This window comes from Pseudomonas sp. Con_6 (assembly GCF_059379395.1).
Map to the genome: position 1 here is coordinate 2,466,171 of NZ_CM182011.1, position 22,913 is coordinate 2,489,083.

Below are 22,913 nucleotides of genomic sequence, written 5' to 3' on the forward strand. Positions count from 1 at the left end.
GGTTCTCACTTGTCCAGGTCGAGGGTGGATAGGTTGCTGCAGGTGCCGTCGCCGGCGTCCTGCACCGACAGCGCGGTGCAATACTCGAGCAGCGAAGGGCCAACGATACGCGCGAAGAGCCGATGCCCGTGAAGCGCGCCAGACAGTGCCAGGCGCTGCTTGAACAGGCCGGGCTCGCCCTGTTTCATCGCGCCGGTGTGCGCGTGAGGCGATTGCGAGTGGTAAAGGTTGAAGACACCCTCGCTCGGCGCGCCGAGTTCGTGCCACTGTTCGTACTCCGCTCCCGGGACGATGACCGCCTGGAAATGTGCCTGGCGCACGCGGCCGACGTAGTGAGCGAACGGTGCTTCATCGCCGGACTGCGCCTGGGCGCAGTTGACCACCTTGACCGCGCTACCTGGACACAGACGCAGCAGGCCAAGAGCGACACCGGTCTTGGCCGTGGGGGTAAACGGGTTCTGCTCGCAGGCGGGCAGGGGCGCGTGCACCGTCAGCGAAAGCTTGCGGTCATGGAACAACTGCTCGGCATAGCGACCTATCCGGGCCTGCGATTCACTGCGTCCGGCAGCGGGGTCATGGCTCTCGGCCAAGGCCTCGAACGCCTCCCGCACCCAGCGCGAACGACTGGCGTTGCCCGCCAGCAAAATCTGCACCTGTTCCGGGTGCTGCCCGGCGAAGGCCTTGTCCAGTGCCGCGAGGAAATTGCATACGCCCTGTTCGATGCGCTGTTGCAGGTACCCCTCGAGTGCCTCCACGGGCACTGCCAGCTGGCAGCTTACCTTGTTGCCCTCGCGGTCCAGCAGGTCGAGGGTTTCGATCCCGGACGCGCTGTCCGGTGCGCCGTTCTCCCAGAGCGGACGCAGGCGCGCCATGAGCATGACCATGTTGGTCGAGGCGGCCTGGGTCTGTTCGAGGAACATTTCGCTGCCGGCGAAATCCTCCGCGTCCAGTGGTCGGCTGAAGGCAATCCGGTGTTTGCGACAGATCTCCAGGTTCTGGCGGAATACCTGGTACGCCAGGTGCTCCAGGAGGTTTTCGCCACCAAGGAAGCGATCGCCGGCTGCACCGAAATGCTCGAAGACTTCTTCTTTGCCTTCGTCTTCTTCGTCTGCGGTGGGCAGGCGGTAGCGACCGAAGTCGAAGTCGGTGGTGCCGCCGCCGAAATCGAACACCCCATACGCCACGCCCTCGGCGCTCGGCGTGATACCCAGGCGCGGCATGGTGCCGGCGGCATAGGCGGCCGGCTCGGAGGCGCGCTCCTCCACGCTGAAGTCGGCGAAGGCCGGTTCACCGACCAGCGAGGCCGGAAGGCTGCGCAGCAGGCCGCGACGGAACGAGGCGAGGATCTTGTCCTTGACCTCACGCGGGTAGCCCACCGGGAAGGTCATGTAGTAGCGCAAGAACAGGCCGCGGCCGCGCCAGTTGATATTCAGCCCGAGGAACCAGGCATACAGCTCGATCGGGTCGAACGGGTCCTGCGGGCTGACGCTCATGGCCTGGCCGCGCACGGGGTTGCGCAGGGTCAGGGCGGCGAGTTCGTGCTCCAGGCCTTGGGGCTCGTTGCGGTCGCTCAGGCGCAGGCGTGGTGCGGTGTTTTCGCGCAGGGCCCAGTGCTTGATCTTGGCCAGTGTGCTGGCCACCACCCGCGGGTTGCTCTTGTTGTCGCGCAAGGACTGCAGGGCGGTGTGCGAGCAGTGCACGTGATCCCACGACACGCCAGGGCGGAAGGTCTCGCTTTGCCATGCATCGAACAGGCCGGGGAAATTGATGAACTCCAGCAGGGTGGGGTTCTCGTAGTGCTCGGGACGCTCCTGGTCCCAGTAGTTGCCCATGCCGATACGCAGGAGCTTGTGCTGGTCGTTGTCGTCATAGGCCACCACGGTGCTGCTGGTGCCGAAGTCGATGGCGACGTTGCAGTCGCGCACATCCAGTGCCGGGTTGCGTGCGCGCACGCCATGCCGGTCGAGAAGGGCCGGGTCCATGCCCCAGAATTCCCAGAGGCCTTTGTTGGGGTCGGTAAACTGGGTACCTTCGAGTTCGGGCAGGCGGGCGGAGATGAAGTCGATATCGAAGTAGGCGCTCTGAAGGTCCGGCTCTTCCTCCAGCATGTTGAGCGGCAGGGGTTTGTCCTGGATGCCGTCGAGCATCTGCCAGCCCAATTGGAGTGCCATGCCCGCCACCTCGGTCCGGCTCTTGCCCACCAGCAGGTCATGGCAGGCGATCAAGGCACCGTGACGCTGGGGGAAGGTGTCATCGCTGTCGAGGTCGACCGTGCCTGTATCGGTGGCCCAGTTATCCTTGTCCAGCAGGCGATTCTTCGAGCCCTTGCGCAGCGGGTTTGCCGAGTGCCTGGCGAAGGCTGTCAGCTCTGTCTTGGCCGGCAGGCGCCAGCCCGCAAGTGTCGCGATCCGCAGCTCGGCGGCGTTCTTCCTGGCATCGACGGTACTGGAGGTCGATGTCGGATCGGGAGCGGCATCCCAGAGCAGCCCGCTGCGGCTGTCGTAGAGCATGACGTTGTGTTGCGCGGCGTTTACCCTGATCCACCATAAGACGTGTTTGTTCATCGAGTCGCTGATGATCTGTGTGAGCCTGGCGATGTAGCGCTTGTACACCGAATCGGGAAGAGTCTTTTCCGGGGTATCCATGCGGATGTCCTTGTTCTGCAATCTAGTGAATTCAGGTGCGTACCAGCGGCTTGCGCTGCACCTGCCCGGCGGCATTGCGCAGGCCGGGTAGCCATTGCTCGCTGACGGTGTGGCCCTGCAACGTGCCACGGTCGTGGGACAAGGGATCGAACGGCGCGCCGACCCGGGCGTCGAGCAGGCTGGCCTGGTGTTCCCGCCAGATCAGGTTGTGCAAGGCCAGGCTGCCAGCGAGGATCTGCCGTTCGCGCGCCGAGACGCTCCGCTGTTCGTCCTTGCAACGGGCGGCCAGGTGATCTTGCAGTTGCAGCAGGCGGTCCCACTGCGAGGCGGTGGCTATCAGCCGGACCAGTTGGCGTTCGACCGGCTCGTCGGCGTTCAGCCAGGCATCCCGCAGCGGCGGGTCCGCCGCAATGCAGTCGAGCAGTTGGCGCTCGGCCGCGAACGAGCCGCTTTCCATGGCGGGCGTCTGGGGGGCGGCGAATAGTTGTCGGAGCACCTCGCGCACGTTTTCATCGGTTGCGAGCAGTTGCAGCAGTGTCGCGCGCACGTCCTGGGTGAAATCGGCTTGATCCTGGCTCACGGTGATGTCTCCAGCAGCACTTGCATCGAGCGGCGAACACGTAGCGGATAGGGCAGGCGGCGGCAGAAATCCACGATGCCGGCACGCTCGTGCTCGCTCAGACGCAGGAAGCTCTGTTTCATATCCAGTACCCGCCAGTCGTCTGGCTCGGTGAATGGCGAGGGAATTTCCGGGATCTGCTGGCTGCCGGCGTGCAGCGCCAACTCCTCGGGCCCGACGGTGTGCCAGAAGTTGTGAAAGAAAATCGGCAGGTACAGCGCCAGCAGCTCGATATTCGGCGCACTGATGCTGAGCAGGCGCTCACGCAGCGCGCGGTTCTCCCGGCGCAACTGGTTCAGCTCATCCAGGCCGACGCGCTGTTCGAGGGACTGGGTGCGTTCGGCCAGCAGGTCGAGGTAACGGAACACCACCGCGGTTTCACTGAACGAACCGAGAAAGCGCTCCAGCGGTTCGGTCAGAGGGGAATCGGCTGCCGTGTCGGCAGTGGGGCGTGCAGAGGTCATGGGCCATCGTTCTCAGGCGTCTGGGCACCATCCCGCCCAGGCGCTGCCTGGGCGGGATGGTGGAGTCAATGCAGGGTTTGCAGGGTCTGTTCCAGGGCGTGGGCCTGTTCGCCCAGACGTACCAGCAAGGCCTGCTTGTCGGCAGCACTGGCCTGGCTTTGTGCAGTCAGCTGGTCGATGTCCTGCAAGCGCTCGTCAAGCAGCGTCTGCACGCGATCCTCCCAGTAGCTGCGTACCCGGCCGTGCAGCAGTTCGTCCATGGCCGAGGCCTGCCGGTCGAAGCCCAGCAGCCATTGGCTTACGGCTTTCTCTGCGCTGTGTCGCAGTTGGTTGCCGCGTTCCTGCTGCAGTTGCTCCTGAGCGCGGCGGTGCTCCTGCTCCGCCTGTTGGCGCAGGCGCTCCAGTTCGTGCTGTAGACGGGCCTGCTCCTTTTGGCTCTGCTCCAGCGCCCAGCCGGTCAACTCGCGTTCGTTGGCGATATCCTCGTTGCGTGCCAGCGCCCGACGCAGGCTGTGCCGCTGCTGCTCCAGCTCCGCGAGGGCCGCCTCGCGTTCGGCCAGGGCGTGGGCATCGACGACCTGGACCTCGGTGGGGCCGGTCAGGGCGTGACCCAGGCGCTCACCCCAATACCCCATCGACAGCATTTCCAGGCCGCTGAGTTTGTCCATGATCGGCTGCGGTACGCCTTTGACCTTGGCCTGGCCCTGCTGCACGCCCTTGACGACCTTGACTCCGGTGCTGATGGTCTTGGCCAGTTTTCCGGTGTTGACCGCGATCTTCGCGACCTTGGCGCCCTTGCCAATCAGCGCGGCAATTTTCGCTCCCGCAGTCGCCGGGTTGACCAGCATCAGGCCGACGTCGGCGATCTCGCCGGCGATACGTCCGAAGAAGGCGCCGTTGGCTCCGGTCTGCTGCACGATCATGGGCAGGGGTTGCTGTGCCAGCGCCTGCTGCTGTTGCGTCAGCACCTGCAGGTCCTGCTCGTGGCTATCCAGGTCCTGGACCTGCAGCGCGGCATGCTTGCGGGCGATATCTTGCGCGGCATCCTGTTCGTCACTCAACGCCTCCTGCAAGCGGGCGAGGCGGCCGATATCGAGGAAGTCCTCGGCGCACACGCTTTCCGGTGCCGGCAGGCGCAGGTTGAACGCTGCCACGTCGGTCGCGGGCAGTTCCAGGCTGCCGTAATCCCGCGACAGTTCGCTGAACTGTCCGGCGACGTCGCGGACCGCGCCCTCGAGGTCGAGGCCGCCCTGCTGGCCGAAGCGCTGCCACTGGGCTTCATCACTCAGGGTCCGGGCCTTGTCTTCCAGTTGGCGGGCCAGGTTCTGGCGCTGTTGGCGCACGATCGAGGCGGCCTGCTGGCCAAGGCGTGCGCGATCCGCCTGCTGTTCGGCATACAGGGTCGACTTGAATTCGCCCAGGCGCTGCTTGCGTGCCAGCAGTTCCTCATGCAGGGCCTGGGCCTGCTGTTCCGAGTCGACCTGGCAAGCGCGTTGCTGCTCGGCATTGTGCCCCAGTGCGTTCTGCAGGATCGGGCGCAGCTCGGCCTGGAAGCGCCGCAGGCGGATGTCCTGCAGGTCGTCCCGGGCGCGCTGGATGAACTCGAGGATGTCCTCGCGACCCAGGCCGTCCCGGTGGCTGGCGGCGAGGCGCACGCGCAGGCCGGTCGCGCCTTCGATCTGCTGTGCCCACTGTTCGAGGGATGGGGCCTTTTCACCGCGGGAAATGGCGGCTTCGACTTCGTCCCAGTGGCTGACCAGCACTTTCACCCGCTTGCCGGACTGACGGATGATGCCCAGCGTGTCCATGTCGGCGGCGGAAGGTCCCCGCGGGCTCAGCAGGAACAGCACCGTGTCCGCCTGGCCCACCTGGGCCAGGGTGTACTCGCGATGGCCTGCCGAGGTGCTGCCCAGGCCTGGCAGGTCGATGATCGAGATACCCTTGAGCCAGGCCTGGTCGAGGCCGAGCACGGCGCAGGCGGCGCCTTCCGGGGCGTGGGTGGTGACATGGGCGAACTGCGCGGCGTCCAGGGGCAGCTGGCTGCCATCCTGGCCTACCAGCAGCATGCTGCGTGCCTCGGCGTATTCGATGAAGGTGGGCAGGGCGGTGGACTCTTCCAGTGCGGCCTGCAGCACCGGCTCGCGCACCAGCATATTCAGCAGGCTGCTCTTGCCGACGGAGAAACTGCCCAGCAGCGCCACGCGCATGGGCGTTTCGGCAAGCAGTGTCTGGTCCGCCAGGGCCTGGACCGGTGCATGCCAGTCCGCAGGCAGGCTGCAGAGGAGTTCATGGAGGAAAACAGTAGGCTGGGACATGGTCGTTCCTTCAGGCAGTCAGCGCGTTGCGGGTCAAGGTCAGCAGGTCGTCGACGTCTCTGGCCGCCTGCTCCAGGCGCGCCTTGCGCTGGGCGATATCCAGCTTGCCCTGCTCCAGCAGCGAATGGATTTCCCGGCGTTTCTCCAGCTTGGCGTTCAGCGGTTCGAGGTATTGCTCCTTCACGCAGTCTTGCAGGGCCTGCAACTGGTCGGCGAAGACCTTCTCGACGGCGTCCTTCACGTGGTTCTGCAGGTGACGGATACGCTGCTCCAGCTGGCCTGCAGTGTTGCGGATCAGGCGCTGGGTGGTTTCCTTGACCAGGGTGCCTTCGGCAATCTGTGCCTGTTGTTCGAACTGTGCCTTCTTCTTCTCGAACGTGGAGACTTCGCGCTCGTACTTCTTCTGGGCCTTTTCAAGGGTCATGCGCAGGCCGGTCTTGCGCTCTTCCTCGGCGATGATCTGCTCCAGGCGCTGTTCCTTGTCTTCCAGCGAAGACTGCAACTTGTCGCGTTCCTCTTTCCAGGCGCGTACGTTGCTGTCGTCCGAGTAGGCCACGTCGCCGTAGGTGTCGTCGCTGTACATGCCGCCCTTTTTCACCACTTCACGTCGGGAAGACATCCGCGGGCTGGGTTGGCCCCCCAGGTTTTCCTGCATGCGTTCGGCGCGCTGCAGTGCCTGCTGGGCCATCTTCAACTGGGCGGGATTGGCGCCGAATTGGCTCATTTCGCTTTCGATGCTGTCGAGTTGGTCCTGCCGTGCGGCGATTTCCTGTTCCAGTGCCATCGCCTGCTGGTGATGCTCCTCGATGCCGCTGAAGTCGAGGCTGAACTGGGTATCGAGCGACGGCATCTGCACGTCGATCTTGCTCATCTCGCCGCGGATGCGGCCCGCGTGCTTTTCCATCTGCTTGCTGTAGTCGACGCTCAGGCCATCGAGAGCCCTGGCCAGCTCCTGTTTCTGTCGGTTCCAGGCATCCCCCACCTGCGCCGAGATGGTCTGGAACTGTTCGTGCAGGTGCTCTGGCAGGGTTACGCTCTTGACCCGTAGCTTGATCTGGCGCTCGACGTAGCTGGCATGCACCTGGTTTTCGATATCGGCCTTGAGCTCGGCCAGCGGGGCGATAAGTTCGCGCTGGAGGGTCTCGACCATCGCCCTGGCCGCACGGTCGTGTTCCTCGCGGGAGTCGCGGGTGACAGCCTCGGCCTCCTGCTCCAGCAGCCGGGTTTCCAGGTCGAACTGGTCCAGCTCGCGGGCCCGTTCCTCCAGACTCTTGTCCGACTCCAGCTGGCGCAGTTCGTCGTGCAGGCTTTCGGCGAGCTGCAACTGAATATGCGACATCTGTTGCATCGGTTTGCTGTAGATCTGTTCCAGTGCTTCGCCGCTGGAGAACATCTCGGCGATGCGTCGCGACAATTGCTCGATGCCGGACTGGGCTTGCTTGTCCGGGTCGTTGTGCACAGCCCAGTGGGCGCTGACCGGGATCAGGTGGTTGCGGTCGGTGAGCAGGCGGAACTCTTCATCGTCCTTGAGGTAGCGCCGGAAGTTCTGCCGAACCACTTCGAGCTTGTCCTCGACGCGCTGTTCCAGCGGGACGCGACGTTCGCGGGCGTCATCAGGGGCGAGTACCTTGTCCCACCAGCCGATCACCGTGACGAACTTGCGGAAGTTGCTGCGCAGGGTCTCGGTGAGGAATTCCCATTCCGTGGCTGCGCCACCGAGCTGGGTGGTGTTCTGTACCCAGATGGCGATGTGGGCCTCGGCGATCGCCTTGCGGGTAATGGCCTCGTGATGCTTGATCACCGTTTCCAGGCCGGGAGTATCGACCAGTACCAGGCCCTTCTCCAGCAGCGGATGGTCCATGAACGCTTCGATGTAGTCGAGCGTCTGCCGCACGTCGGCATGTGCTTCATCCAGCTCGGTGCCCCAGCGTTCGAGTGCCAGGTCGTCATCCCACGGCACTTCCTGCGGCGTCCGGCCGTCCTGGAAGTGGATGCGGATAAAGCGCTCGCTGCGATCCGTCGGCAGCATGCGGATGAAGGTGTTGATCGCGGTGGTGGCCTGGAGTGCGGTCGGCAGCAGTTCGATGCCCAGCAGCGCATTGACCAGGCTGGACTTGCCGCGGGAAAACTCGCCAAGCACGACGAGGCGTATGGCATCGGCGTCCAGAGCACCCAGCAGTTCGGCAAAGCGGGCATGGGAGGTGCGCAGGCTGGCGCTGCCGAATGTATCGAACAGGTTCTGGGTACGTGCCAGGTAGTCCTTGGCGAGGCTGATCTTCTGCTGGCGCTGTTCAAGGCCTTGACTGAGTATGTTGGTCATCGGTCGATATCTATTCGGGTTGTCGGGCGGTCTGACAAGGGAAGAGCGGTGATGCAGTCAGTGAGACGAGCATCGATGTGCACGGTGCGTGGGATCGATGGAGGGCGAATGGCCCGGAGATGAGCGGTGTGCTGTCGTCCCTGACATAGACTTTTCCTGGTGGGTGATTGGGCAGACCCGGTTGCATCCGAGCCTGTCAGATGCATGCGACAGCTTGTGTCGTACTGAAGCGAGGCAGGTTGACTCGATGCAAGCATCACTCGCGGTAGCGGTGGATCCAATCCGGCAATTTATGGCTTTTTGGCATTATTTGTCCATGACACCTTCGCCGCGTGGTGCTGCCAATAAAAAGGTTCTGCACGCAATGGCGGGAAGCCTGGGGACGAGTGGCGGTGGCGTCACCGCCTGTAATGGATAACTTCGCGACACCGACGCCGGCCTCGATTGCCACTCCTTGCAACCCCGAACTCCGTGAAGAACCATAAAAAAGGGCGACCCATAGGGGACGCCCTTTCTGTCATTCGCGAGATCGGTAATGGTGCTGCCGTTGCACCTGTCATTCAGGGAATGCGGATGATCTCTACGCCGCTCTGCACCAGCTCGAAGCGGTCTTCACCCAGATGATTGACCCGGTCGCCGATCGCCAGGCGGTACGTGGTGACCGGCAATGAGGCGGCGCTTCCATCGGCCTGCAGGGTGGCTTCCTGAAACTCATGTACGGGATAGACGCGTCCCTCGGCGTCCCGCGCATGAAATTGCCCGACCAGTACTGCTGTCATTTTCGTTCAAGGCCTCAAAAAAGATTAACTCCGTGGTCCATAGACCGTTGCGCCTGGGGGGAGTTTTACCGACCCCGGAAAAAAACCTCACAGTGCTGACCCATCATCTATAACTACCAATTCCCAATATTCGTACAGGTGAAGTGGTCATGAGCCAGGTCTATACGGTCGCGGTGCTGGTCGGCAGTCTGCGCAAGGCATCCCTCAATCGCAAGGTCGCCCAGGCGCTTGGCGAGCTGGCGCCATCGAACCTCAAGTTGAAGATCGTCGAGATCGGTGACCTGCCGCTCTATAACGAAGACATCGATGTCGATCCGCCGGCGGCCTACAAGCGCTTTCGCGAGGAGATCAAGGGCACCCAAGGGCTGTTGTTCGTCACCCCCGAGTACAACCGTTCGGTGCCGGGTGCGCTGAAGAATGCCATCGACGTGGGTTCGCGGCCCTATGGGCAGAGCGTGTTCAGCGGCAAGCCGGGGGCGGTGATCAGCGTGTCGCCGGGGGCGGTGGGCGGATTTGGCGCCAACCATCACCTGCGCCAGTCGCTGGTGTTCCTCGACGTGCCGTGCCTGCAGCAGCCGGAGGCGTATGTGGGCGGGGCGGCGACCCTGTTCGACGAGCAGGGCAAGCTGTCGGAGAAGGCGCGGCCGTTCTTGCAGGGGTTCATCGACAGCTTTGCCAAGTGGGTGGCAAGGCATCAGGGATAAGGCTGATGGCCTCATCGCGGGCAACGCCCGCTCCCACAAGGTCCGCGTACACCGCCGAACCTGTGGGAGCGGGCGTTGCCCGCGATTGGCCCGAGAGGCTTACACCGACTGCGGCATCTCACCCGCCACCAGGCGCCGGTTGATATCGGCGATCACTTCCGGCAGTTCGTTGATCGTATCGATCAGGTAATGCGGCCGCGATCCTTCGAACAGGGCATGGATCCGTTTGCGCTCACTGGCCAGCCTCACTTCGTCCAGTGCTTGGTAACCCTCGTAGGTCAGCCCCAGGGCATTGCCCGAGCAGACCAGCGCCACTGTCCACATCCCCGCGCGACGACCTTCCAGGATTCCCGGCACGGTATCGTCCACCTTCACGCACGCCGCCACATCGTCGATGCCCAGGGCTATCACGTTGGCCAGGGCCTGGGCCGGCCATGGGCGGCCGTTCGGGGTTTCGTCGGTGGCGACCACGTGGTCGGCGACGTAACCGTTCTTCTGGGCCAGCTCCACCACCTTGTCCATCACCACTTTCGGGTAGCCGGAGCAGGAGCCGATCTTCAGGCCGTCGCCGCGCAGGCGAGTGATGGTGTCCAGAGCGCCGGGAATCAGCGCCGAGTGGGTGGCGATCTTCTCGATCTGCAGCGGCATGAAGCGTTCGTAGATGGCGGTGACGTCGTCATCGTTCGGCGCGCGGCCGAACACCTTGCGGTAGCGCTCGGCGATCTGCGGCTGGTCGCACAGGGTGCGGATATGGTCCCACTTGCCCATGCCCATCGGACCGCGGGCTTCATCGATGGAGACCTCGACATCGAACTCGGCGAAGGCCTCGACGAAGATCTGCGTCGGGGCGAAGGAGCCGAAGTCGACCACGGTGCCAGCCCAGTCGAGGATCGCGGCTTGCAGCTGTTTCGGGTTGCTGTAGTTCATGTGAAAGCGTTCCTGTGCGAATTCGTTGTGGGCTTCAGATTTCGTTGACGTTCATTTCGCGCAGCACCTGCGCCACCGCATCCACCGCAGCACGCATGCCGTCCGGGTTGACGCAGCCGATGCAGCCGACGCGGAAGGTTTCCACTTCGGTCAGCTTGCCGGGGTAGAGGATGTAGCCCTTGGCCTTGACCCGCTCGTAGAAGTCCTTGAACTGGTAGCGGCTGTCTCGCGGGGCATGGAAGGTGACGATGATCGGCGCCTGGATCTGCGCCGGCAGGAAGCTGCGAAAACCGAGGTCGGCCATGGCCTCCAGCAGCGCCGTGCAGTTGTCGGAGTAACGCTGGTGACGCGCGGCCAGGCCGCCTTCCTCGTTGTATTGCAGCAAGGCTTCGTGCAGCGCGGCGACCACGTGGGTCGGTGGAGTGAAGCGCCACTGCCCGGTCTTCTTCATGTAGCTGTGCTGGTCGTGCAGGTCCATGGCCAGCGAGTGACAGTTGCCTTCGGCGGCGGCCAGGGCATTGTTCTCGGCGAAGACGAAGCCCATGCCGGGCACGCCTTCCAGGCATTTGCCGGACGCGGCGATCAGCGCCGTGAACGGCACTTGGGCGGCATCGATCGGCAGGGCACCGAAGGAGCTCATGGCGTCGATGATCAACTGCTTGCCGTGGCTGGCGACTACCTGGGCGATCTCCGCCAGCGGGTTGAGGATGCCGGTACTGGTTTCGCAGTGGATCAAGGCGACGTGGCTGATGGCCGGATCGGCGCGCAGCAGTTCGTCGACCGCGGCGGCGGTGGTCGGCTCGTCCTCGGCGGTCTGGAAGGTGCTGCAGGTGCGGCCCAGCACCTTGCAGATCTTCGCCAGGCGCTGGCCGTAGGCGCCATTGATCAGTACCAGGACCTTGCCATCGCGTGGTACCAGGGTGCCGATCGCCGCTTCCACGGCGAAGGTGCCGCTGCCTTGCAGGGGGACGCACTGGTGGCTGGCGTGGCCGTTGATGATGCCCAGCAGTTGCTCGCACAGGCTCGCGGTCAGCTGGTTGAAGTCGCGGTCCCATGAGCCCCAGTCGGTCATCATCGCGCTGCGGGTGCGCGCCGAGGTGGTCAGGGGGCCTGGGGTCAGCAGGAGCGGGGCATTACTCATTGCGGTGTTCCTCACGGCGGTTGGCAGAATCTATGGCCGCTAAGTTGCAATTCCGCGAGGCATCAATCAAATTGTTTGTCGTTATGCCAGCCATAAGTCAGGCCGATAGATATGAACCTGTTCCAGCTCCGTGCCTTCGATGCCGTCGCCCGCGAAGGCAGCTTCACCCGCGCCGCCGCGCGTCTGTTCATCAGCCAGCCGGCGGTGACCGGGCACGTCAAGGCGCTGGAGGAGCACTACCAGATCACCCTGCTGCGGCGCACCGCCCGTCGGGTCGAGCTGACCGAGGAGGGCACGCGCCTGGCGGCGATCACCCGCGCCCTGTTCAGCCTCGCCGAAGAGGCCCAGGCCATGCTCGAAGCCAACCGGCAGTTGCTGACCGGGCGCCTTGAGGTGGCTGCCGATGGTCCGCACCGGGTCATGCCGATGCTCGCCCAACTGCGCGAGCGCTATCCGGGGATCACCGTCAACCTGCGCCTGGGCAACGCTCAGGAAACCCTGGCAGCGCTGCTCTCCGAGCATGCCGACGTGGCAGTGCTGACTGAAGTCGAACCGCGCAAGGGCCTGTACCTGCAAGCCCTGGAGCCGTCGCGGATCTGCGCCTTGCTGCCGGTGGCCCACCCTTGGGCGGGCAGTGACCGGGAGCTGCCGCTGGCCGAACTGGACAAGCAGATCATGGTCCTGCGCGAACCCAGCTCGATCACCCGGCGCACTTTCGACCAGGCCTGTGATGCCGCCAGCGTGCAGCCGCGGGTGGTGCTGGAACTGGATAGCCGCGAAGCGGTGACCGAGGCCGTCGCCGCGCAACTGGGTATCGGCATCGTGTCCTCGGCGGAACTGGGTCATGACCCGCGCGTGGTGGCGCGGCCCATCGCCGGTGACGGCCTGGTCAACCAGCACATGCTAGGTTGTCTGGAGCGGCGCCGCGAACTGCGCCTGATCCAGGCCTTCCTCGGTCTGGCGCCGCAGGTATGACGCCGCCTAAGATGCCTCTCGGCGAATCCCGAGGCGAACCCCTGTTGAACACGGCGAAAGACACCATCTCCATGCAACTGGTGCGCGAGGCGTTGCTGCAGAGCTGCCCGCCGGGCCCGGCGACGACCGAGGTACTGACCCGCGTCGGCATCGACCCAAGTCATCTCGACCAGCCCGACGCCCGCGTCCCGGCCAGCGCCTATGCGCGGCTCTGGCGCCTGCTGGCACGGCGCTGCAACGACGAGTTCTTCTGCATGGACCCGCGCGGCCTGCGCAGTGGCAGCCTGGCGTTCCTCTGCCGTGCCGCCATGGCCCAGCCCACGGTGGGTGGAGCGCTGTCCTGTGCGCTGGAATTCCTCACCCTGATGTTCGAGGACCTGCAACCGGTGCTGGTGCGCCAGCAGAGCCTGGCCGAGATCGTTATCGGCGAGCCGCGCCAGGAGCCGCGGCGGCCCTTCACCTACTTCACCTTCTGGATGATCGTTCACGGCGTGGCCTGCTGGCTGGCCGGGCGGCGCATCCCGATCCTGGCCATCGAGCTGCGTTGCTCCGAGCCTGACTTCTGCGACGACTACCGGGTGATGTTCTCGCAGAACCTGCGCTTCGAGCGGCCGCGCACGCGAATGATCGTCGCCGCCGACTGCCTTGATCTGCCGGTGCGGCGTAGCGCCGAGGAACTGCAGCGCTTCCTGGCCCAGGCGCCGGGCAACATCCTGGTCAAGTACCGCGACCCGGACAGCCTGGCCCGGCGCATCAAGGACGACCTGCGCCAGCGTCCCGCCGCCGACTGGCCGGAAACCGAGGCCCTGGCCCATAGCCTGTGCATTTCCGCCTCGACCCTGCGCCGTCGCCTGGCCGATGAAGGCCAGACCTACCAGGCGCTCAAGGACAGCGTGCGCAAGGAACTGGCGATCGGCTGGCTGGCGCAGCCGGACCTGAGCTTTGCCGAAATCGCCGAGCGGCTGGGGTTTGCCGACACCAGCTCGTTCCACAAGGCCTTCCGCAAGTGGTTTGGGAGTAATCCGGGGCATTACCGTAGCTTGGTGCTGGCCAACGCTTGACCTGGGACTGGACCCTGGCTTGCACTTTGTGGGAGCGAGCTTGCTCGCGAAGTGAACCGCCCCGGGTCACGCCGCAAAGCCCCCTCTCACGCATCAACCGCTCCACTGTGCAGCGCGCTACTGCCTGATGTTCGCGATGCATCTGCCGCCAGATTTTCCTGGCCCCATAGACCTCGTAGTTTTCCTGCCAGACACGATGAATCTGTGAGGCAAGTGCCTCGTCACGAATCGCTCGGGCAGAGCGCCGTGAGCGATCACGTAACCGTACAGCATGCCGCCGGTAAGCCGATGGAGACACTTGCAACACGCGGCACAGTGGCTCGACTCCAAAGCGCTGTCGATGCTCGTCGATCAGACGCCAGATCACTTCAAACGACGGTCGAGCTCCGCCTGGGCGAAAAAAGCGCTGGCGACCTTGAGGATCTCATTGGCTCGCTTGAGCTCACGAACCTCGCGCTCCAGCTCTTTGATCCGGGGATCAGCCGGGGCACTAGACGTTGCGGGGGAAGAGGCCTTGCGGATCCAGTTGCTCAAGGTCTGGGCTGTACATCCGATCTTGCTGGACACAGCCTCGATGGCTGCCCACTGAGAATCGTGCGACTCGCGGACTTCGTAGACCATCCGCACAGCACGCTCACGGACTTCGGGGGAAAATTTAGGTGGTTTTGGCATAGTGGCTCCAGTTTCTCAAAAGGTGGAGCCTCCGCGATACCCGGGGCGGTTCAACAGCCTTGACTGCCATGTCAATGAGTGAGCGTGAGCAACCGCGTTCCCCCAATGGTCCCGGTGCCTTGGGAGAGCCTGCCGCGCACGGTGCGCTTTCCTGCTGCTCAACCTTGAGCACGTCTCCCTAGGCTGCCGGCTCTTCCAACCGAGGAGCCTCGCTCATGACCGATTCAATCCCCTCCGCCTCCCTGGATGACCGCCTGGCGGTCGATCGCTTCATCGCCGCCAATGCCCCGGACTGGCTCAAGGATGCTTCGCTCGAAGCGTTGGATGCCCTGCGCGACAGCCTCGCGGCCCATCACCGTCAACAGGCCCGTGTCAGCGAAGTGCTGGCCAGGATCCAGTCTCCGGCGGACTTCGCCTTGCCGCGTCTGGCACAGGTGCTGCGCGGCCTCGGCTGCCAACCGCAACCGCACCGTGCACTTTGGCGGGAGGTGCGCCTGCGCGTGGCATTTCCGGTATTCAGGATCACCGACGTGGACTTTCCGGTGTTCCACCCCTATCCGCAGGACAGCGAGTTGCTGCCGCGCCTGTTGCGCAATTTCAGCGCGGAACAGGCCGATGCCAGTCATTACTACCCCGGTGCGGGCGTGGTCGAGGACGGCAAGCTGCTGGCCTGCGCACCTCACCAGGTGGCCATGCGCTGCCGCGAGCTGGACCTCGGCGCCCAGTACCAACGGCATCTGGACGACATCCTGACCCCGACGGACCCGGCCCAGCGCCAGCGGGTGCTTGACCTGTTTACCGCCGACAAGCGCGCGACCCTGGTCGCCCAAGCACACTGCGCCTATCTCAAAGGCGATATCGACGCAGACGCGCTGTACCTGCTGCTGGATTTCGCGGTCGACAAGGCGGGCAGCCACGTGCGCTGTCACACCTTGCAGCTGCTTGGTTTCAACCTGCCTGGCACGCGTTTACTGGAGCTGTCTGCCGACGCGCCGGTGCTAGGCGGGCAATTGCTGTTGCACCTGCCCGGCGATCCGCGTCGGCCAGTGCGCCAGTTCACCTCCTGGACGTTGCTCAACGACGAGTTGGCGACCGAACTGCGCTACGCAGACTACGTAGACTTCCTCACCTGCCAGTTGGACCGTGACGATCGCCTGAGTTTTCTCGGCAAGCTGCGCCCATTGATGCACCAGGCCCGTCCGCAACTGCAAGCTACGGCCCTGACGTGCGCGGGCAATTCCTTCAAGGGATTGGCGCGCGAGCAGATCGAGCGGATCAAGCAGGACGCCGCTACCTTGCTGGTGTCCACCGCCGCCGTCGATGAAGCCGTACACCGCCAGCGTGTCCAGGCCCTGGAGTCGGCGGGCCTTACCGTGGCCAGCGTGCTGGCCTCATTCATTCCAGGGGTTGGCGAGCTGATGCTGGTGGGGCTGGTCAAGGACCTGCTGTCCGAGGTCTATGAGGGGGTGGTGGACTGGAGTCACGGTCAGCGCGAGGAAGCCCTTGACCACCTGTTGGGTGTGGTCGGCAACCTTGCCATCAGCGCGCTGGTCGCCGGTGGTTCTGCCCTGGCATTGCGTGAACTGCGCCGCAGTGCCTTCGTCGAGCGGTTGCTGCCGGTCATCCGTGGCGATGCGTCCCGTCGCCTGTGTGCGCCTGATCGGGTCCGCTACGCTTCGCCGCTGAGCCTGCCGGCGTCGGCCGACGACGACGGTCTGCTACGTGCGCAGGGTCGTCACTGGTGGCGCAATGCCGAGCAACTGATCGAGGTGCGCCAGGCGTCCGCCAGCGAGCGCTGGCGGATCGTCCATCCTTCGCGACCGCAGGCCTGGACTCCGGAACTGATGGGCAACGGCGACGGTGCCTGGTGGCACGCCGGTGAACAGCCACTGCAATGGCAGGGCGTCGAGTATTTGCTGCGTCGTCTCGGGCCGCGCAGCCAGGGCCTGTCGGCCAGCGCGTGCGAGGAAGCAGCGCTGATCTGTGGCTACGACGAAGCGCGCCTGCGCGGGCTGCTGGTGGAGCGTCGGCCGATGCCGGTGGAACTGGTGCAGGTGCTGGCGGACTACCGCGTGCAGGCGGGGCTGGCCGAGCCTGGCGCTGTCACCCTGGATGCGTCGGGGGTGCGCGTGCAGCGGGTTTTTCCGGGCCTGCCGGCACGCTTTGTCCAAGCCTTGCTCGGCGACGCCGATGCCGCGCACCTTGATCAGCTCGAAGCAGGCGGGCGGATTCCGCTGGCGCTGCAGGAGCGCGCCCGCGAGGTGCTGCACGATGTCCGTGTGCTGCGCGCGCTGGAGGGGCTGTACCTGGACAGCCATTGCACCAGCGATACGCTGCGCCTGGTGTTTTCCCTGTTCCGACGCCTGCCGGGCTGGCCAGGCGGGTTGTCTTTCGAGTGGCGCGACGGCGCGCTCACCGGGCCGGTCCTGGAGCGAGTGCTGCCCCCGAGCGATAGCCGCGAGGTGCGTATCCTGATCGGCGACCGTGGGCGCTTCACCGCCTACGATGCTCAGGGCAAGGCGCTCGGCGCCCCGGCCAGCCTGTTCCAGGCTCTGTACGATGGGCTTTGCGGCGAGCATCGCAGTGCCTTGGGCTGGACCGGGGATGAGGGCGCAATGGCATTGCGCACCGTGCTTCGCCAGCAGGCCGGCAGCGACCGTGAAGGCCTGCCTGGTCTGCTCGGCATCAGTGCACGGCCACGCTATTTCCGCCCACCGCAACGTTTCGCCGATGGTCGCTTGGGTTACCCCCTCAGCGGACGCGGCCTGCCCGGCTCCACCACCCTGACCGGCCTGGTGCGCAACCTGTATCCGGGGTTCAACGATCTGGAGGCCAGCGTCTGGCTCGATGAGTTGCAGCAACTGCACGTCGATCCCATGGGCGAGTTGCTACGTCTGCAGGACAGCCTGCGGACCCTCGATCGTGTGCTCGAGCGCTGGCAGCAGGAAACCTCGGTGATCGGCCGGCCTGCCCGGCGCCGTGTGGCCGAAGAGGTCCGTCGCTGCTGGTGCCGGCAGACGCCAAGCGTGGTCGACGTCGATGGCCGCATCATCGGCTATCGCTTGCGCCTGGGACGCTCGTTCGTCGGTGACCTGCCTGAACTGCCGCCAGCCGTGGACTTCTCCCATGTGGTCGACCTGGTGTTGTCCGGCTCCGGACAGTGGCGGCGGGTCGACGGTTTCCTGCGGCGCTTCCCACGCCTGCGCTGGCTCGACCTCGGCCAGAACGGGTGCAGCGAAGTGCCGTCCTCGTTGGCCGGCATGAGTGAGTTGCGCGAGCTGTACCTGGACGGCAATGACATCCACCTCAGCCAGGCCGGCCAGGCCACGCTGTCCGCACTGACACGGCTGGAAGTGTTGAACCTTGACAGCAATCCGCTGGGCCGCGAGCCCGATCTCAGCCAGTTGCTGCGCCTGCGCCGCCTTAGCGTGCGCGGCACCGGCATCCGTGCCTTGCCGGAAGGACTGTTGAACCGCCCGTTCCTCGAAATCGCCGACTTGCGTGGCAATCAGCTGACGTCGCTGCCCGAAGCGTTCTTTGCCGCGCCGGCGCGGATTCGCAGCGCCACGGTGCTGTTCGGTAATCCCCTGCGCGATGAAGTCCGCGAGCGGCTGTGGCAGGCGGGGGAGGCCGATGGTCTGGCGGGCGCCACCCTGGAGCCCGATGGCGTGCGTGAGCAGTGGCTGGCGGGTATGCAGGACCTGCTTCTGCGCGAGCGCAGCGAGCAGTGGCACAGCCTGCGTGACGAGCCCGGTTCGGACGCGCTCTTCACTTTGCTCGGCAATCTGCTGGAGACCGCTGAATACCGCCTTGCGCCAATTCATCTGCGCGAACGGGTCTGGCAGATGATCGGCGCGGCGGTGGACAGCAGCACTCTGCGCGAGTCCTTGTTCGCCCTGGCGAATGCGCCGACCACCTGTGTGGACAGCGTGTCATCGAGCTTCAGCCGTCTGGACGTGCATGTCCAGATCAGCCAGGCCCGCGCCCGTGTGGGCGAGGGTGACCAGGGCACGACACTGCTGGACTTTGCCCGTCGTCTGTTTCGTCTCGAGCGGGTGGAGCAGCACGCGCGCCAACTCATTGACCGGCGGCGCTTGCGCGGTCATGTCGTCGATGAGGTCGAGGTCAGCCTGGGCTTGCGGGTGCGCCTGGCCGAGGCGCTGGAATTGCCCGGGCAACCCCGGCACATGCAGTTCGGCGATATCGCCGCGCTCACCGAACAGGATCTCACCGAGGCGAAACAGGCGGTGGCGACGGCCGAGGCCGGTCCCGAACTGGCCCGCTACATTGCCGGGCGTGATTTTTGGGGCGAGTACCTGCGCACGCAACATGGCGCCGACTTCCGGCGCATCGAAGCGCAGTTCTGGGACCGGCTCGAGAGCCTGTGCGAGGAGCAGGCTGCATTGCCGGAAGGCGACTACCTGCGGCGAATGAACGAGCTCGGCGCGGAGCGTGAATCCGCGTTGCAAACGCTTGCCCTGCAATTGACCGAGGATGCCCTGAAACCGTGATCTGACCCGCTGTACGGTCGCGGCAGTGGCCAAACCAGTCATCCAGATTGACAGCTTTGACCATTGCCGCGGGGCGGTGCCGGGGCGACTATTTCCAGACCTTCGAATTCCTTCCAACAATAAGAAACGGGGAGTCTGGCGAATGCGTGACTACAGCGCAGCGGCACGTACCTTCAACTATCCACAGGCGGCGGCAAAGGCCCTGGCCGGCAGCCTGGAGGCGCTCAACGCCTGCGTCGAGTGCTGCGACCGGCATGCCGCGGGTGACGGCGTGGCGCTGCATTGCGAAGACCGTGACGGGCAGGGCGTGAGCTACCGCTTCAGCGAACTGCGCGAGCGCGCTGCCCGTTTCGCCAATGTTCTCGCCGCCCTCGGCGTCGGTCCGGGAGACCGCGTCGCGGGCCTGATGCCGCGTACCGTCGAACTGCTGGTTACCGTGCTCGCCACCTGGCGCCTCGGCGCGGTCTATCAACCGTTGTTCACGGCCTTCGGCCCCAAGGCCATCGAACACCGCTTGCACGCCTCTGGAGCCCGCGTGGTGGTCACCGAGCCGAACAACCGGGCCAAGCTGGACGAGGTCGAGCACTGCCCAAGCATCGTCTGCGTCAATGCCCGGCAGGGCAGTGGCGACCTGGATTTCCACACGGCAATACAGGCCGCTGCGCCTGACTGCGAGCCCGTGCTGCTGTCGGGCGAAGCGCCGTTCCTGCTGATGTTCACCTCCGGCACCACCGGCCCGGCCAAACCTCTGGAAGTGCCGTTGCGCGCCATCGTCGCTTTCCAGAGCTACATGCGCGATGCCGTCGACTTGCGTCCGGAGGACGCCTTCTGGAACCTCGCCGACCCGGGTTGGGCCTACGGTCTGTACTACGCGGTGACCGGCCCGCTGTCCTTGGGCCATGCCACTACCTTCTTCGATGGACCGTTCAGCGTCGAAAGCACCTGCCGGGTGATCGCCAAGTACGGGATCACCAACCTGGCCGGGTCGCCCACGGCCTACCGCCTGCTGATCGCGGCTGGCGACGCGTTCTCCGCGCCGATCAAGGGCCACCTGCGGGTGGTCAGCAGTGCCGGCGAACCGCTCAACCCCGAGGTGATCCGCTGGTTCCGCGATGAGCTGGGCGTGACCATCCACGATCACTATGGGCAGACCGAACTGGGCATGGTCCTGTGCAACCACCACGCCCTGGAGCATCCAGTGACCCCCGGCTCGGCCGGCTACGCCATCCCCGGTCACCGCATCGTCGTGCTCGACGAGCAGTATCAGGAACTGCCCGCCGGCCAGCCGGGCATCCTCGCGGTGGACCGGGAGCAATCGCCGCTGTGCTGGTTCGGCGGTTACCACGGTCTGCCAACCAGGTCCTTCATCGGCAAGTACTACCTCAGCGGCGACACGGTCGAGCTGAACCCGGATGGAAGCATCAGCTTCGTCGGACGCAGCGACGACGTCATCACCACCTCTGGCTACCGGGTCGGTCCGTTCGATGTGGAGAGCGCGCTGATCGAACATCCGGCGGTGATCGAGGCCGCGGTGATCGGCAAGCCGGACCCGGAGCGAACTGAACTGATCAAGGCCTTCGTCGTTCTTGGCGCCAGTCACGCCGGCAACGACGAACTTGCCGAAACCTTGCGTCAGCATGTGCGCCGGCGCCTCTATGCCCACGCCTACCCGCGTGAAATCGAATTCGTCAGCGAGCTGCCCAAGACCCCGAGCGGCAAGCTGCAGCGTTTCATCCTGCGCAACCAGGAAATCGCCCTTCAACAACAAGCGCACGCCCACAAGGCCAGCGCCTGAGGACTCTCACCATGCAGATCGCCAACCATAACTTCATCGTCAGCGGCGCGGCTTCCGGCCTCGGTGCTGCCACCGCGGAAATGCTCATCCAGGCCGGCGCCCGGGTGATGCTGGTGGACCTCAATGCCGAGGCCGTCGCGGCCAAGGCCGCCGCCCTCGGTGAGCGCGCCGCCTTCAGCGTTGCCGACATCAGTGACGAAAGCGCCGCCAAGGCCGCCGTGGACGCCGCCGTGGCCAGCTTCGGCAACCTGCATGGACTGGTCAATTGCGCCGGTATCGTCGGCGCCGAGAAGGTGCTGGGCAAGAACGGTCCTCACGGCCTGGCCAGCTTCAGCCGGGTGATCAACGTCAACCTGATCGGCAGCTTCAACTTGCTGCGCCTGGCTGCCGCAGCCATGGCCGAAGGCACTGTGTCGGCGGAGGGGGAGCGCGGGGTGATCATCAACACCGCGTCCATTGCCGCCTTCGATGGCCAGATTGGCCAGGCTGCCTATGCCGCGTCCAAAGGTGCCATCGCCAGCCTGACCCTGCCGGCCGCCCGCGAGCTGGCGCGCTTCGGCATCCGCGTGATGACCATCGCCCCGGGCATCTTCGAAACCCCGATGATGGCCGGCATGACCGACGAAGTCCGTGCCTCGCTGTCTGCCGGGGTGCCTTTCCCGCCACGCCTGGGCCGCCCGGACGAGTACGCCGCGCTGGCCCGCCACATCATCGAAAACAGCATGCTCAACGGCGAGACCATCCGTCTCGACGGCGCGCTGCGCATGGCTGCCAAGTAAGGAGAGACACAGATGAGCCTTGTCAACGATCCGATCGTCATCGTCAGCGCCGTGCGCACCCCGATGGGTGGCCTGCAGGGCGACCTCAAGAGCCTGACCGCGCCGCAACTGGGCGCCGCTGCAATCCGTGCCGCCGTCGAGCGTGCCGGTGTCGCCCCGGGTAGCGTCGAGCAGGTGCTGTTCGGCTGCGTGCTGCCCGCCGGCATTGGCCAGGCCCCGGCCCGCCAGGCGGCGCTGGGCGCTGGGCTGGATAAAGGCACTACTTGCACCACCCTGAACAAGATGTGCGGCTCGGGCATGCAGGCGGCGATCATGGCCCATGACCTGCTGCTGGCCGGCAGCGCCGAGGTGGTGGTAGCGGGTGGTATGGAAAGCATGTCCAACGCCCCCTACCTGCTGGACAAGGCCCGCAGCGGCTACCGCATGGGGCACGGGAAGATCATCGACCACATGTTCTTCGACGGCCTTGAAGATGCCTACGACAAGGGGCGCCTGATGGGCACCTTCGCCGAGGACTGTGCCGAGGCCAACGGCTTCAGCCGCCAGGCCCAGGACGACTTCGCCATTGCCTCGCTGACCCGTGCGCAGCAGGCGATCAGGGACGGCAGCTTCGCCGCCGAGATCGTTCCGGTGGAAGTCACCGTGGGCAAGGAAAAGGTATTGATCAGCGATGACGAACAGCCGCCGAAGGCGCGCCTGGACAAGATCCCGCAGCTCAAGCCGGCCTTCCGCGAAGGCGGTACCGTGACCGCAGCCAACGCTAGCTCGATCTCCGATGGCGCTGCGGCCTTGGTCTTGATGCGCCAGTCCCGCGCCGTGCAACTGGGGCTCAAGCCGCTGGCGGTGATCCACGGCCATTCGGCCTTCGCCGATACCCCGGCACTGTTCCCCACCGCCCCGATCGGCGCCATCGAGAAATTGATGAAACGCACCGGCTGGAACCTGGCGGACGTCGACCTGTTCGAGATCAACGAAGCCTTCGCTGTGGTCACCCTGGCGGCGATGCACAAGCTGGAGCTGCCCCATGACAAGGTCAACGTGCACGGCGGTGCCTGCGCCCTGGGCCATCCGATCGGCGCGTCCGGTGCGCGAATCCTGGTGACCCTGCTCTCGGCCCTGCGCCAGAAGGGCAAGCGCCGCGGCGTGGCGGCGATCTGCATCGGCGGTGGCGAGGCCACGGCCATGGCTGTCGAACTGCTGGACTGA

General features: G+C 65.2%; 15 protein-coding genes, 1 pseudogene and 1 other annotated feature. Of the genes and pseudogenes, 7 read left to right on the forward strand and 9 right to left on the reverse strand.

The window, feature by feature from the left end; translation table 11 throughout:
* Window positions 1-5: 5 nt before the first annotated feature.
* From AC5QPF_RS11060 to AC5QPF_RS11085, 6 genes are all read right to left on the reverse strand, one after another.
* Complete coding sequence (locus AC5QPF_RS11060) at window positions 6-2,645, reverse strand: hypothetical protein (RefSeq protein WP_494963253.1); 2,640 nt, start codon at window positions 2,643-2,645, stop codon at window positions 6-8.
* Window positions 2,646-2,676: 31 nt separating this feature from the next.
* Window positions 2,677-3,225, reverse strand: a complete 549-nt coding sequence (locus AC5QPF_RS11065) for a hypothetical protein (protein WP_494963254.1) — start codon at window positions 3,223-3,225, stop codon at window positions 2,677-2,679.
* Entirely contained in the window at window positions 3,222-3,728 is a 507-nt protein-coding gene (locus AC5QPF_RS11070) for a hypothetical protein (RefSeq protein WP_494963255.1), read from the reverse strand. The genes AC5QPF_RS11065 and AC5QPF_RS11070 overlap by 4 nt, the downstream gene beginning before the upstream one ends.
* Window positions 3,729-3,793: 65 nt before the next feature.
* Window positions 3,794-6,043 (reverse strand): dynamin family protein, encoded by a 2,250-nt coding sequence (locus AC5QPF_RS11075; protein ID WP_494963256.1) that lies wholly within the window; start codon window positions 6,041-6,043, stop codon window positions 3,794-3,796.
* A gap of 10 nt (window positions 6,044-6,053) precedes the next feature.
* Complete coding sequence (locus AC5QPF_RS11080; RefSeq protein ID WP_494963257.1) at window positions 6,054-8,363, reverse strand: dynamin family protein; 2,310 nt, start codon at window positions 8,361-8,363, stop codon at window positions 6,054-6,056.
* 560 nt (window positions 8,364-8,923) lie between these two features.
* Window positions 8,924-9,142, reverse strand: a complete 219-nt coding sequence (locus AC5QPF_RS11085; protein ID WP_330075186.1) for a hypothetical protein — start codon at window positions 9,140-9,142, stop codon at window positions 8,924-8,926.
* Between the two features lie 149 nt (window positions 9,143-9,291).
* On the opposite strand from AC5QPF_RS11085, the gene AC5QPF_RS11090 reads away from it, so the two are divergent.
* Window positions 9,292-9,846, forward strand: coding sequence for an NAD(P)H-dependent oxidoreductase (locus AC5QPF_RS11090; protein WP_494963258.1), 555 nt, complete (start codon window positions 9,292-9,294; stop codon window positions 9,844-9,846).
* Window positions 9,847-9,945: 99 nt separating this feature from the next.
* On the opposite strand, the gene phnX is transcribed toward AC5QPF_RS11090, so the two are convergent.
* Window positions 9,946-10,773 (reverse strand): phosphonoacetaldehyde hydrolase, encoded by an 828-nt coding sequence (gene phnX, locus AC5QPF_RS11095; protein WP_494963259.1) that lies wholly within the window; start codon window positions 10,771-10,773, stop codon window positions 9,946-9,948.
* 34 nt (window positions 10,774-10,807) lie between these two features.
* Window positions 10,808-11,914 carry a 2-aminoethylphosphonate--pyruvate transaminase gene (locus AC5QPF_RS11100; protein WP_494963260.1) on the reverse strand — a complete coding sequence of 369 codons (1,107 nt, stop codon included), beginning with the start codon at window positions 11,912-11,914 and terminating at the stop codon, window positions 10,808-10,810.
* A gap of 111 nt (window positions 11,915-12,025) precedes the next feature.
* On the opposite strand from AC5QPF_RS11100, the gene AC5QPF_RS11105 reads away from it, so the two are divergent.
* Together AC5QPF_RS11105 and AC5QPF_RS11110 are read left to right on the forward strand one after the other, a co-directional pair.
* Window positions 12,026-12,889, forward strand: a complete 864-nt coding sequence (locus AC5QPF_RS11105; RefSeq protein ID WP_494963261.1) for a LysR substrate-binding domain-containing protein — start codon at window positions 12,026-12,028, stop codon at window positions 12,887-12,889.
* An 11-nt stretch (window positions 12,890-12,900) separates the two neighbouring features.
* Entirely contained in the window at window positions 12,901-13,950 is a 1,050-nt protein-coding gene (locus AC5QPF_RS11110) for an AraC family transcriptional regulator ligand-binding domain-containing protein (RefSeq protein ID WP_494964156.1), read from the forward strand.
* Between the two features lie 46 nt (window positions 13,951-13,996).
* On the opposite strand, the pseudogene AC5QPF_RS11115 reads toward AC5QPF_RS11110, so the two are convergent.
* Window positions 13,997-14,622: pseudogene (locus tag AC5QPF_RS11115) on the reverse strand (IS3 family transposase); the annotation flags it as partial.
* Window positions 14,240-14,356, reverse strand: a sequence feature (AL1L pseudoknot). (Overlaps the previous pseudogene by 117 nt.)
* A gap of 215 nt (window positions 14,623-14,837) precedes the next feature.
* Here AC5QPF_RS11115 and AC5QPF_RS11120 point away from each other — a divergent pair.
* From AC5QPF_RS11120 to AC5QPF_RS11135, 4 genes are all read left to right on the forward strand, one after another.
* On the forward strand, window positions 14,838-19,133 hold the full coding sequence (locus AC5QPF_RS11120) for an NEL-type E3 ubiquitin ligase domain-containing protein (protein WP_494963262.1): 4,296 nt from the start codon (window positions 14,838-14,840) through the stop codon (window positions 19,131-19,133).
* 142 nt (window positions 19,134-19,275) lie between these two features.
* Complete coding sequence (locus tag AC5QPF_RS11125) at window positions 19,276-20,928, forward strand: AMP-binding protein (protein ID WP_494963263.1); 1,653 nt, start codon at window positions 19,276-19,278, stop codon at window positions 20,926-20,928.
* An 11-nt stretch (window positions 20,929-20,939) separates the two neighbouring features.
* A complete protein-coding gene (locus tag AC5QPF_RS11130) occupies window positions 20,940-21,707 on the forward strand; it encodes an SDR family NAD(P)-dependent oxidoreductase (protein ID WP_494963264.1) in 768 nt (255 codons plus the stop codon).
* Between the two features lie 12 nt (window positions 21,708-21,719).
* Window positions 21,720-22,913 carry an acetyl-CoA C-acyltransferase gene (locus tag AC5QPF_RS11135; RefSeq protein ID WP_494963265.1) on the forward strand — a complete coding sequence of 398 codons (1,194 nt, stop codon included), beginning with the start codon at window positions 21,720-21,722 and terminating at the stop codon, window positions 22,911-22,913.

Coding starts and splice junctions, on each gene's coding strand:
- AC5QPF_RS11060 (WP_494963253.1), bottom strand. CDS start 2,645: ATGGATACCCCGGAAAAGACTCTTCCCGATTCGGTGTACAAGCGCTAC.
- AC5QPF_RS11070 (WP_494963255.1), bottom strand. CDS start 3,728: ATGACCTCTGCACGCCCCACTGCCGACACGGCAGCCGATTCCCCTCTG.
- AC5QPF_RS11075 (WP_494963256.1), bottom strand. CDS start 6,043: ATGTCCCAGCCTACTGTTTTCCTCCATGAACTCCTCTGCAGCCTGCCT.
- AC5QPF_RS11080 (WP_494963257.1), bottom strand. CDS start 8,363: ATGACCAACATACTCAGTCAAGGCCTTGAACAGCGCCAGCAGAAGATC.
- AC5QPF_RS11085 (WP_330075186.1), bottom strand. CDS start 9,142: ATGACAGCAGTACTGGTCGGGCAATTTCATGCGCGGGACGCCGAGGGA.
- AC5QPF_RS11090 (WP_494963258.1), top strand. CDS start 9,292: ATGAGCCAGGTCTATACGGTCGCGGTGCTGGTCGGCAGTCTGCGCAAG.
- phnX (WP_494963259.1), bottom strand. CDS start 10,773: ATGAACTACAGCAACCCGAAACAGCTGCAAGCCGCGATCCTCGACTGG.
- AC5QPF_RS11100 (WP_494963260.1), bottom strand. CDS start 11,914: ATGAGTAATGCCCCGCTCCTGCTGACCCCAGGCCCCCTGACCACCTCG.
- AC5QPF_RS11105 (WP_494963261.1), top strand. CDS start 12,026: ATGAACCTGTTCCAGCTCCGTGCCTTCGATGCCGTCGCCCGCGAAGGC.
- AC5QPF_RS11110 (WP_494964156.1), top strand. CDS start 12,901: ATGCCTCTCGGCGAATCCCGAGGCGAACCCCTGTTGAACACGGCGAAA.
- AC5QPF_RS11120 (WP_494963262.1), top strand. CDS start 14,838: ATGACCGATTCAATCCCCTCCGCCTCCCTGGATGACCGCCTGGCGGTC.
- AC5QPF_RS11125 (WP_494963263.1), top strand. CDS start 19,276: ATGCGTGACTACAGCGCAGCGGCACGTACCTTCAACTATCCACAGGCG.
- AC5QPF_RS11130 (WP_494963264.1), top strand. CDS start 20,940: ATGCAGATCGCCAACCATAACTTCATCGTCAGCGGCGCGGCTTCCGGC.
- AC5QPF_RS11135 (WP_494963265.1), top strand. CDS start 21,720: ATGAGCCTTGTCAACGATCCGATCGTCATCGTCAGCGCCGTGCGCACC.